General features: G+C 70.1%; 3 protein-coding genes. 2 read left to right on the plus strand and 1 reads right to left on the minus strand.

Annotated features, from left to right (window positions below; translation table 11 throughout):
* Positions 1-42 precede the first annotated feature (42 nt).
* Together NB3_RS32155 and NB3_RS32160 are read left to right on the plus strand one after the other, a co-directional pair.
* On the plus strand, positions 43-10,212 hold the full coding sequence (locus NB3_RS32155) for a non-ribosomal peptide synthetase (protein WP_218020677.1): 10,170 nt from the start codon (positions 43-45) through the stop codon (positions 10,210-10,212).
* On the plus strand, positions 10,209-10,886 hold the full coding sequence (locus tag NB3_RS32160) for a DUF6875 domain-containing protein (RefSeq protein ID WP_157112135.1): 678 nt from the start codon (positions 10,209-10,211) through the stop codon (positions 10,884-10,886). The genes NB3_RS32155 and NB3_RS32160 overlap by 4 nt, the downstream gene beginning before the upstream one ends.
* A 72-nt stretch (positions 10,887-10,958) precedes the next feature.
* Here NB3_RS32160 and NB3_RS32165 read toward each other — a convergent pair whose 3' ends face one another.
* Positions 10,959-11,861: a S1C family serine protease gene (locus NB3_RS32165; protein WP_174553273.1), complete on the minus strand. Its 903-nt coding sequence runs from the start codon at positions 11,859-11,861 to the stop codon at positions 10,959-10,961.
* Positions 11,862-11,899: the final 38 nt, after the last annotated feature.

Genomic DNA, 11,899 nt, shown 5'->3' on the forward strand with positions numbered 1-11,899 from the left:
ATCATGTCGATCCAGTTGGTCAATCGGGCCAGGGCGGCGGGTGTGGTGTTCACCCCGCGCGACGTGTTCGACCGCAAGACGGTCGCCGGGCTGGCCGAGGTCGCCGTCCGCGGCGGCACCGCGGCGACCACGCTTCCGGCCGAACTGCCCGGCGGAGGCGTGGGGCCGGTGCCGGTCACGCCGATCGTCCGGTGGCTGCTCGAGCGGGCGGGGTCGGGATTCGGCCGCTTCTCGCAGGCGGTGTTGCTCGGACTGCCGCCGGGGATCGACCGGCGGCGGCTGGTGGGCACGGTGCAGGCGGTACTCGATCGGCACGACATGCTGCGCGCGCGGCTGCGCCCGACCGACGACGGAAGTTGGGCGTGGGAAGCCTTGCCCGCCGGGGCGATTCGAGCCGAGGACGTCATCCGCCGGGTGGCGATGCCGGATGCCCCGGGAAGCGCCGAGTTCCGTGCTGCTGTGGCGGCGCAGTTGGACGCCGCCGCGGACCGGCTCGATCCGGGCGCCGGGATCGTGCTGCAGGTGGTCTGGTTCGACCCGGTAGCCACGACGGAGCCGGGCCGGGCGCTGCTGGTGGCGCACCATACGGTCGTCGACGGAGTGTCCTGGCGGGTGCTGGTGCCGGATCTCGCGATCGCGTGGGCGCGGATCGAGTCCGGCGAACCACCTGAGCTGGCCCCGGTCGGGACGTCCATGCGCAGGTGGGCCCACGGGCTGGTCGAAGCGGCCGGAAGCGCCGAGCGGCGCGCCGAATTGGGGTTCTGGAAAGCGATGGCCGCCGGAGACGATCCGGTGATCGGATCCCGCTCCCTCGACCCCGCGATCGACGTCGCCGCGACTGCCCGCACGGTCGAGATCGATGTTCCCCCCGAAGTGACCGAGGCGTTGTTGACCACCGTGCCCGCGGCATTCCACGGCGAAGTGAGCGACGGGCTGCTGGCCGCGCTGGCGGTGGCGGTGACGAAGTGGCGGCGCGAGCGCGACACGGTCGCGTCCGGCGATCTCGCGGACGTCGTGATCGGTTTGGAAGGGCACGGCCGCGAGGAGCACGCGGTCCCCGGCTCGGATCTGGCCCGGACGGTCGGCTGGTTCACCACGACTTTCCCGATGCGCCTCGACCTGTCCGGCATCGATGTCGACGACGCGGCCGCGGGTGGGCCCGCGCTGGGGGCAGCGGTCAAGTCGGTGAAGGAACAGCTGCGCAAGGTCCCTGACCACGGGATCGGCTACGGCTTGCTGCGGTATCTCAACACCGATACCGGACCGGAACTCGCGAGCATGCCGACACCGCAGATCGCGTTCAACTACCTCGGCCGCGTCGCCACGAAGGTGCCCGGAGCAGCACCGTCCGCCGGATGGCTACCGGTGGACGACGGCGGGGAGCTCTCGGGCGCCGAGTTCACCGGTGCGCTCGACCCGGACCTGCCGATGTCGGCGGTGCTCGACATCAACGCCCTCGTGCTGGACGACGGCGATCGGCGGCGGCTGCGGGCGAGGTGGTCGTATCCGGCCGGGGTGCTCACCGCCGACCAGGTGCACGAGGTGGCGGAGTCGTGGCGCCGGGTACTGATCGCATTGGCGGCATCCAGCCACCGCGCCGGGACCGGCGGACGGACGCCATCCGATCTGGACCTCGTCGATCTCACCCAGTCCGACATCGAACGGCTCGAGACCGCATATCCGGCGCTGAGCGATGTGTGGCCGTTGACTCCGTTGCAGGAGGGCTTGCTGTTCCATGCGCTGCTCGCCGAGGAGTCGGTGGACGCCTATGTGGTCCAGCTGGTCCTCGAACTGGGTGGGCGAGTCGATGCGCAGCGGCTGCGCCGAGCCGGGCAGGCGCTGCTGAACCGGCATGCGAATCTGCGCGCGGCGTTCGTCACCGACACCGGGCCGGTGCAGGTGGTCGACGAAGACGCCGAGGCGCCATGGACGGAGCTGGACCTGTCCGGGCTGGACGACGCGGAACGGGACCGAGAGTGGACTCGGCTGATGGCCGCGGACCGCGCGACCCGGTTCGACCCGTCGCGCGCCCCGCTGCTGCGCTGGATGCTGGTCACCACCGGGCCGGAACGCTTCCGGCTGGTGCTGACCAACCATCACCTGCTGCTGGACGGCTGGTCGATGCCGCTGCTCCTGAAGGAGTTGCTGGTGCTCTACGCCACCGACGGCGACGACACGATGCTGCCTCGTGTCCGACCCTATCGGGACTTCTTGGCGTGGCTGGTGCGGCAGGACCCGACCGCTTCGCTCGACGCCTGGGCCCGTGCGTTCGACGGCGCCGACGAGCCGACCCTGATGGCTCCGCCCGACCCCCGCCGCCGCTACACCGAATCACGAGACGTCCTCGGCGAATTGACCGAGGAACAGACCGCCGACTTGACGAAACTGGCGCGGGCACGCGGAATCACCCTCAACACCGTGGTCCAGGCGGCCTGGGCGATCGTGTTGGGCGCCTCGACATCCCGGACGGACGTCACCTTCGGCACCACTGTCTCCGGACGGCCTCCGCAACTCACGGACGTCGAATCGATGATCGGGCTGTTCGTCAACACGCTGCCGGTGCGTGTCCGGCTCGCCCCCACCGAAAGCTTGGGGCAGCTGCTCGACCGGGTGCAGACCGAACAAGCCGCGCTGCTCGATCACCACTACGTGGGCCTGACCGACATCGAACGAGTGGCCGGGCCGGGAGCGATGTTCGACACGATGACGGTGTTCGAGTCCTATCCGGTCGATCGTGGCGGGCTCACCGCCGATACCGACATCGCGGGCATGCGGCTGCTCGATGTGAGCGGCGCCGACGCGGCGCACTACCCGATCGGCCTTGTCGCCCAGGTCGACACGCGGTTGCGTCTCGACATCAAGTACCTGCCCGACCTCTTCGACCACGACATGATGGACGCGACGCTGCGTCGAGTCCTGCGCGTGCTGGGCGCGGTCGCCACCGACCCGGATCTACCACTGTCCCGGCTGGATCTGCTGTCCCCCGCGGAATACCGCGAGTTGGCGCCGGTGTCGGGTCGTCCGGCGGTGCCGGCGCAGGTCTTGCCGGATCTGCTGGCCGCGGCGGTGGCGAACGATCCGGGTGCGGTCGCGGCGGTGTGCGGCGACCGCCGGTGGACCTACGGTGAACTGGATGCGGAGTCGAATCGGCTGGCGCGCATGCTGATCGGGCTGGGAGCGGGGCCGGAGACCAGCGTCGCGGTCGGATTGCCGCGGTCGGTCGAGTCGGTGCTGGCGGTCTGGGCCGTGGCGAAGTCCGGGGCGGCGTTCGTGCCGATGGACCCCGAGTATCCGGCCGGCCGCATCGCGTACATGCTCACCGATTCGGGTGCGGCGGCGGGGATCACGCTGTCTCGGTGGCGGAATCGTTTCCCCGGATCGGTGCGATGGCTGGTGCTCGACGAACCGGCGGTCGAAGCGCAGCTGGCGGGATTGCCGGCAGCGCTGGTGAGTGACCAGGAGCGAACCCGGCCGGTGCGGGCCGACCACGCGGCGTACGTGATCTACACGTCCGGGTCGACGGGAGAGCCCAAAGGGGTGGTGGTGTCGCACAAGGGGTTGGCGAATCTGGTGGACGATCAACGTACGCGGTTGGGTGTCGGGCCGGGCACCCGGGTGCTACATGCCGCGTCTCCGAGTTTCGACGCGGCGGTACTCGAATACCTCTGGGCGTTCGCGACGGGCGGGCAACTGGTGATCGCGCCGCCGACTGTGTACGGCGGGGACGAGCTGGCGCGAATCTTGACGCGGGAGCGGGTTTCGCACGCGGCGCTGACGCCGACGGCCTTGGCGACGGTCGATCCGGCCGGGCTCGGAGGCCTTGGGACGGTCGTGATCGGCGGCGAGGACCCCCCACCGGAGTTGGTGTCGCGGTGGGCGCCGGGCCGGAGATTGTTCAACACCTACGGTCCTGCCGAGGCCACGATCCAGACCGACGCCGGGCGCCCACTGGTGGCGGGTGAGGCCGTGACGACCGGCAGCCCGATTCGCGGGGTGCAGGAGATCGTGCTCGACACCTGGTTGCGGCCGGTACCGGTCGGAGTCGTCGGCGAGTTGTATCTGGCGGGTCCCGCTTTGGCGCGCGGCTATCGCAACCGGATGGGCACGACCGCGTCTCGGTTCGTCGCCAACCCGTTCGCGGAGCCGGGGCAGCGCATGTACCGGACCGGAGACCTGGTGCGGTGGCTGCGGTCGCCGACCGGGCATCTGACGCTGGACTACCTGGGCCGCACGGATTTTCAGGTGAAGATCCGTGGTTTCCGCATCGAGCTGGGCGAGGTCGAATCGGCGCTGCTGGCGTACGCGGGTGTCGCGCACGCGGTGGCGGCCGTGCGCCGAGGCGCGGTCACCGGCGACCGGTTGATCGGGTACGTGGTTCCCGAATCCGGGGTCGAGCTCGACACGGCCGCGGTTCGCGAGTTCGCCGCGGAGCGGTTGGCCTCGCATATGGTGCCCGCGACCGTCGTGGTGATCGACGCGCTACCGATGACGGCCAACGGCAAGCTGGACCGCACCGCTCTGCCCGAGCCCGACTTCACCCCTCGTGCCGGAACCCGGCCACCGGCCACCGAGCTCGAGACGACGCTGGCCGGACTGTTCGCGGAGGTGCTCGGACTCGACGAGGTCGGGGCGGACGATTCGTTCTTCGCCATGGGCGGCGACAGCATCATGGCGATTCAGCTGGTCGCGCGCGCCAAGGCGGCGGATCTGCTGTTCTCCGCGCGCGACGTGTTCGAGCACCGAACGGTCGCCGAGCTGGCCCGGGTCGCCGTGCGCGGCAGCACCGAGGCCACCGCCCTGCCCGCCGAACTGCCCGGCGGAGGCGTGGGACAGATACCGCTGACGCCGATCATGTGCTGGATGTTCGAACGCGGTGGCTTCGACCGTTTCAGCCAGTGGGCGATGCTCACGCTGCCCGCCGGTATCGACAGAGCCGGAATCGGCGCCACCGTCCAAGCGGTGCTCGAACACCACGACATGCTGCGAGCCCGGCTACGCCCGGACCCCGCGCACGCGTCCGGCTGGGCGCTGCACGTATCGCCGACCGCCGCACCCGCCGCGGAGCTGATCCGGCGCGTGCCGGTAACCGCGGCGCCGGACAGCAGCGACTTCGCCGCGATCGCCGACGCCGAGGCGAACGCCGCGGCCGAGCGCCTCGACCCCGCGGCAGGAGTCGTGCTGCAACTGGTCTGGTTCGAGTGGGCGCGCCGGCCGGGACGGCTGCTGATCGTCGCGCACCACCTGGTCGTCGACGGCGTTTCGTGGCGCATCCTGGTTCCCGACCTCGCGATCGCGTGGGCGCAGCTCAGCGCGGGGCAACCACCGCGGCTCGCACCGGTCGGCACCTCGATGCGACGCTGGGCGCATGCCGTGAACACCGCCGCCGTGCGCCGGGACGAACTCGAGTGGTGGCGCACCACGCTCGACGCCGCGGACCCGCCGATCGGCGCACGCCCCATCGACCCAGCGGTGGACGTGCAGGCCACCGTCGCGACCGTCGAGGTGAAGCTGTCCATCGCGGTGACCCGCGCGGTGCTCACCACGCTGCCGGAGGCCTTCCGCGGCAACGTGGACGACGCGCTGATCGCGGGGCTCGCTCTGGCGCTGACCCGGTGGCGGCGCGATCACGGCGACACCGTGCCGGAAACGCTGCTCACCCTCGAAAGCCACGGCCGCCACGACACGGTGCTCCCGCACGCCGACCTCTCGCGCACCATCGGATGGTTCACCACCACCTATCCGGTGCGACTCGACTTGTCCGGCCTCGACATAGATGACGCGTTCGCCGCCGGACCCGCCGCCGGGGCTGTCGTCAAATCGGTCAAGGAACGTTTGCGGCAGGTCCCCGATCACGGGATCGGCTACGGACTGCTGCGATACCTCGACGCCGATACCGCCCGCATCCTGCGTGCGCTGCCCGCACCGCAGGTGAGCTTCAACTATATGGGCAGGTACGACACCATTCCCGCAGCGTTGCGCGAGGCCGGGTGGATGCCCGCCGGAGGCGGTGGAATCCAGAACCCCGACTCGACCGTCGCGTCCCTGCTGGGAGTCAACGCGGTCGTCACCGACACCGCGGACGGGCCGGTTCTGACCGCCGCCTGGGATTATCCGACCGGCCCGCTGACCTCCGACGTGGTCACCGAGCTCGCGGAACTGTGGCGCGACGCGGTGACCGCACTGGCCGACCACGCGTCCCGGCCCGGCGCCGGCGGGCTCACTCCCTCCGACCTCGACCTCGTCGATCTGAGCCAGGACACGATCGACCGGCTCGTGCGCCTGCACCCGGCTGTGGAGGACATCTGGCCGCTGACGCCGCTGCAGACGGGATTGCTGTTCCACGCCCAGCTCGCGGACGGCGCCCTCGATGCCTACATCGTGCAACTGTGCATGGAACTCGGCGGACACGTCGACGCCGATCGGCTGCGCCGCGCCGCGCAGGCGCTCGTCGGACGGCACCCCAACCTGCGGACCGCGTTCGTGCGCGACGGCGCGGGTGAAGCGGTCCAGGTCGTGCACAAGCACGTCGACGTGCCGTTCACCCGCATCGACTTGGCCGAGCACGAGGACTCCGCCGCCGAACTGGAGCGGTTCACGGCCGCCGACCGGCGCGCCGGCTTCGACGTGACCGCGGCGCCGCTGCTGCGAATGACGTTGGTGCGCAGCGCCCCTGAGCGATACCGGCTGGTGTGGAGCATGCATCACATCCTGATCGACGGCTGGTCGACGCCACTGCTGATCCGGGAACTGCTGACCCTCTACGCCTGCGACGACGCCGCCGCGGCGCCCGCTCCGGGCCGTCCCTTCCGTGACTACCTGACGTGGCTGCACGCCCAAGATCAGAGTGCGGCGGAAACCGCGTGGACGCGGGCACTCGAGGGCGTGTCGGAGCCGACTCTCCTGGCGGTCGCGGATCGCGGCCGCAGGCACACCACCGCCATGCGCGACGTGCGGGTCCAGCTGAGCGAACACCGCACCTCGGCGCTGGTCGCCACCGCACAGCGGCAGGAGGTCACGCTCAACACCCTCGTTCAGGCCGCCTGGGGAATCGTGCTGGCCAACGCGACCGGCCGCGAGGACGTGGTGTTCGGCACCACCGTCTCCGGGCGCCCGCCGCAGATCGCCGGCATCGAATCGATGATCGGGCTGTTCATCAACACGGTGCCGGTGCGGGTCCGGTTGGACCACCGCGAAACCCTCGCCCAACTGGTACGGCGAATCCGAACCGAACAAGCCGCGCTGCTCGACCACCACCACTTGGGCCTGGCCCAGATCCAGCACATCGCCGGTCCTGGCGCGATGTTCGACACCGTGACGGCGTTCGAGTCCTACCCGATCGACTCGGCCGGGTTGTCGGAAGACACCGATATCGCGGGAATGCGTGTCCTGGGTGTGCACGGACAGGATGCCGCGCATTATCCGCTCGGCCTGATCGTGCACCAGGACAACAGCTTGCACCTGACCTTCAAGTACTTGCCCGATCTGCTGACCCGGCAGCAGATCGACGCCATCGCCGACCGGGTGCTGCGCGTGCTCGACGCCGTCGCGGAACACATCGACCTGCCGCTGACCCGGCTACAGCTGCTGTCGCAGGCCGAGCAGGCCGCGCTGGTGCCCGTTCGCGGGCCAGACGGGGCGGCGATGTCGGTGTTGCCGCAGGTGCTGACCGCCGCGATGGATCCGGCGACCGAAGCGGTGGTCTGCGACGGCGCGCGACTGTCCTACCGCGAACTCGACGAAATCTCGAACCGGTGGGCGCGGGTGTTGATCGATACCGGGATAGGACCGGAATCGTTCGTAGCCATAGCGCTACCTCGCTGCATCGACGCGATGATCGCCGTGTGGGCGGTCGCCAAGACCGGCGGCGCGTTCGTCCAGGTCGAGCCCAGCCATCCGCGCGAGCGCAGCACGACCATCCTGACGGACTCCGGTGCCGCAGTAGGGCTTACGCGTGAGCTCTACCGAAACCGGTTGCCGGACACCATCAGGTGGCTGGCCCTCGACAGCTCCTCCTTCGCCGCGACGTCGGCAGCGGCCTCCCCCGCGGCGATCAGCGATGCCGACCGAACAGCCCCACTACGACCACAGCACCCGGCATACCTGGTCTACACCTCCGGCTCCACCGGAACCCCGAAGGGCGTCGTCGTCACACATACCGGGATAGCGAACCTGGCCGCGGACACACGGGAACGGTTCGGCATCACTCCGTCCTCTCGCATACTGGCTGTCGCCTCGCCGAGCTTCGATGTCTCGATCCTCGAATGGATCAGCGCCGTCTGCGGCGGAGCCACGCTGGTCCTCGCCCCCACACCGGTTGGCGCCGGACTGTCCGAGCTGGTACGGGCGGAACACGTCACCCATGCCGCGCTCACCCCGACGATGCTCGCCGCGATGAATCCCGACGGACTCGAAACCCTGGTCATCGGCGGTGAGCCGTGTCCAACGGAGCTGGCGGCGCGATGGACGCCGGGCCGCACGGTGCTCATCAGCTACGGGGCCACCGAGACCACGGTCGCGAGCTGCGCGGGCACTCCGCTGCCCACCACCGTCGACGGCCCGATCGACATCGGCGGCCCGATCCGCGGATTCACCGCCGTCGTACTCGATCGCAAGCTGCGGCCCGTTCCGTTCGGAGTGGTCGGCGAACTCTATCTGTCCGGACCGGGCCTCGCCCGCGGCTACCACAAGCAACCCGCGACCACCGCGAGCCGATTCGTCCCCGCCCTGTACGGGCGGCCCGGGACGCGGATGTATCGCACGGGTGACCTGGTGGCATGGACCGCCGACCGAAGACTGCAATACAAGGGCCGCAGCGACCTGCAGTTGAAGGTCCAGGGCAACCGCGTCGAACCCGGCGAGGTCGAATCCGCGCTGGCCGGCTACCCCGACATCGCCTATGCCGCGGTCACCGTGCACACCCGCCCCGACGGCACCGGTCAACTCACCGGCTACGTCGTACCGACGCCGCACACCACACCCGACACCGTCGCCATGACCACCTACCTCGCAACCCGCCTGCCGACCCACATGATCCCGACCGCCATCGTCGTCCTCGACCGGATTCCGCTCACCAGCACCGGCAAATTCGATTACAAAGCCCTGCCCGCGCCGGACCGCCCCCCGTTCCGCGCGCCGTCCACACCACTGGAGGCCACCGTCTGCGAGGCGTTCGCGCGAACGCTCCAGCTCGAACGAGCCGGTTGCGACGACGGTTTCTTCGCTCTCGGCGGCAACTCGCTCGCCGCGACCCAACTGGTGGCGCGACTGGAGGAGTCGACCGGGGTACCCGTGCCGATCCAGTGGATCTTCAGCGACCCGACACCGGAATCGCTGGCCCGCCGCATCGAGGCTCGGCTGCGCGGCTTCGAGGAACCCGACCCCCATGACGCGCTCGCGGTGCTGCTCCCCCTGCGCGCGACCGGCGCCGAACCGCCACTGTTCTGCGTCCACCCGGCCATCGGTTTGGCTTGGGGTTTCAGCGGACTCGTGCAGCACCTCGGCTCGGAGCGGCCCGTCCACGGGCTGCAATCCCCGGCGCTGACCGACCCCACCGCGCGGTTCGACACGCTCGACCAACTCGCCGCGCGCTACGTGCGGGAGATCCGGTCGGTCCAGCCGCACGGCCCGTATCACTTGCTCGGCTACTCATTGGGCGGCACCATCGCGCACGCGATCGCCGTGCGACTCCGCCGCGAGGGCGAACCCGTCGCCACCCTGGCGATGATGGACACGCGGGTAGTCGACGCGGGCAGCGCGCAAGCTCCCCTGCCCACCCTCCGGGACATGCTCACCGAGTTCGGCGGCGTGGCCGGTTCCCGGATTCCGGCCGACCTCACCGTCGAGGCCGCGACCGACTTGCTGCACCGGCAAGGCGGTCTCTTCACCGCCCTCACACCCGAGCATCTCGCAACCCTGCACGGCGACTACACCCGGCTCATCGACCTCACGCGGGATCATCGACCGGCGCTCTTCGACGGTGATCTGCTCTACTTCAGCGCCGCCGACGGCCACCCGGGCGACGGCCCCTCTCCGTCTCTCGCGTGGCAGGACTACCTCACCGGCAGCATCGTCGAACACCGTGTCGCGGTCCCGCACGAAAGGATGACCGACCCCGAGGCGCTACGCGCCATCGGATCAACCCTGACCGAACATTTCCGCCGCACCCTCGTCCCCTCACCGGAGCCTCCGACCTCAGCAAGGACCAACCGATGATGAACACCGACCCCATAGTCGGGACACGCTCCGGCGTCCAGCCGGTCAGCCTCTTCGCTCCCGACGCGGAAACCGGCCCGGCCGACCATCCCTCGTCCGCCGAACTCCGCCGGTGGACCCGCGAATACCTGTGCCATCCCCACCCGGATCTCGGTCGGCCCGGTCCTGTGTGCCCCTACACCAGCCATGCCATCACGCACAGGTACCTGTGGGCCGCCTACTTCGATGGGCACGACATCGATATCGGGCGCATCACCGCGATCGCCGACGATCTGTTCGACCTGTTCCCGGCCCTGCCACCGCAGGAGGCGCCCGAGTCGCTGTTCAAAGCCGTTCTCGCGGTCTTTCCCGACCTCACCGACTACGGCTCGATCGACGCGGTGCAACGACAACAGAAGACCAAATTCGTCGACAAAGGTCTGATGATCGGGCAGTTCTATCCGGGTTGCACCTACCCCGGACTGCACAATCCGGCGTTCCCGGCGCTCGACGCGCCCCTGCCCATCCTCGCGGTACGCCACATGGCCCCTACCGACTATCCGTTCCTCGTCGCGCGCCACGAATGGATCGATACCTACCTCAGGCTCTTCGCGCCTACCATTCCCGGATTCGTCGCCGCGGCCATGTCCGTCAGACTCGAGCAGGCGATCGACGCCCGGAACGACACTCCGTGAGTCGGTGGTGTGGGCGGTGCGGACGCCCGGTGACCACCGCCGAGCCGGTCCCGGCGACCGGCTGGACAGCGCTCAGTCCGCCACCAGTTCCACCGGGACCGCGATGACATCGACCATGGCCCCATTGCGCAGCACGGTGACGGGCAGTTGTACACCGATCGCCTCGGCGAACAGCTGCCGCTGGATGCCCTGGGCGTCCCGCACCTGCGACCGGGCCACGCTCAGCACCAGGTCACCGCGGCGCAGCCCGGCCTCCTCGGCGGGACCGCCGCGGACCACCTCCATGATGCGCACCCCGGCGGCCTGCCCGGTGCGCTCGGCGACCGGCTCCGGCAATGGCGCGGGCACGCCGACCAGGCCGAGATACGCGCGCCGGACCCGCCCCTCGGTGTGCAGCGTGCGGATGATCCGGCGCGTCGTCGCGTTGATCGGGATGGCCAGACCGAGCCCGATGCCCGCGACCGCCGTGTTGACGCCGACCACCCGGCCCGCCGAATCCGACAGCGCGCCACCGGAATTACCGGGATTGAGCGCGGCGTCGGTCTGGATCACGTCCTCGATCACCCGCCCGGCACGCCGCGATGCCACCGGAACCGCGCGTCCGAGCGCGCTCACCACGCCCGCGGTGACCGAGCCGGCCAGCCCTAGGGGACTCCCGACCGCGACCACCAGCTGACCGACCACCAACCGGTCGGCATCCCCGAGCGACACCGCGCCGGGCGCGCCGCCGCGTGCGCGCAGCACCGCCAGATCCGACAGCGGATCGATCCCGACGACGTGGAACCGGGACTCCACCCCGTCGGCGAAGACCACCTCTCCCTCGCGGGCCCCGCCGACGACGTGCGCGTTCGTCAACAGGTATCCGTCGTCGGTGAAGACCACCGCCGACCCGCTCCCCCGCCTGGTCCGCACGCTGGCCACGTGCGGCGTCACCGAGGCCGCCACCGCGATCACCGTGCGGGAGTAGGCATCCATCGCGGCGTTGTCCACGCCGACCACCACCCTGTATGCCG

The sequence above is a fragment of the Nocardia beijingensis NBRC 16342 genome, from assembly GCF_001612785.1.
Taxonomy (GTDB): domain Bacteria; phylum Actinomycetota; class Actinomycetes; order Mycobacteriales; family Mycobacteriaceae; genus Nocardia; species Nocardia beijingensis.

Bases quoted from the DNA above. Each gene is read 5' to 3' on its own strand.
- NB3_RS32160 (WP_157112135.1), top strand. From the start codon at position 10,209: ATGATGAACACCGACCCCATAGTCGGGACACGCTCCGGCGTCCAGCCG.
- NB3_RS32165 (WP_174553273.1), bottom strand. From the start codon at position 11,861: ATGGATGCCTACTCCCGCACGGTGATCGCGGTGGCGGCCTCGGTGACG.